This window comes from Oleiphilus sp. HI0061, assembly GCF_001635675.1.
The window spans coordinates 1-578 of record NZ_LWFE01001737.1; the positions used below are offsets into that span (position 1 = coordinate 1).

The 578-nt window shown below is 45.3% G+C and carries 1 protein-coding gene; it reads left to right on the forward strand.

Annotated features, from left to right (window positions below; genetic code table 11):
* The coding region (locus tag A3735_RS26635) for an insulinase family protein (RefSeq protein ID WP_197486069.1) at positions 1-578 on the forward strand (578 nt) is incomplete at both ends.

The window sequence follows — 578 nt, forward strand, 5'->3', positions numbered from 1 at the left end:
CTTATCCAGCTTGGCTGAAGGTTTGGAAAGTATTCATAAGGCAGTTTTAGCACAGCCTCGTCAGTTCTTACTGGTCTCGGAGTCGGAAGTCTCTGATGAAATTGCAGGCTTTATTCATCAGTCCTATAAAGACTTTGAACCTGCTGCGAATAGTCATTTTTCTTTAACAGAGAGACGTGAAACCGTAAAAGAAGCTTGGCTAACGTCCACGCAAGTCAACTTCTGTGCCAAGGCTTATCCTACTGTCGCTGTCGGTCATGATGATGCACCAGCCTTGTCTGTATTGGGAGGCTTTTTAAGAAATGGCTATTTACATAGGACGATCAGAGAGCAAGGTGGTGCCTATGGCGGTGGTGCAGGGCAGGACTCAGGTTCGGCATCCTTCAGGTTTTTCTCTTATCGTGATCCTCGTCTAAGTGAAACACTTGATGACTTCGACGCTTCATTAGAATGGCTGCATATCGAGGAGCATGATGGAGAAGAGTTAGAGCAGGCTATTTTGGGAGTTGTATCGCAAATAGATAAACCAAGATCGCCAGCTGGTGAAGCAAAGGGTGATTACCATAACTTGTTGTTTG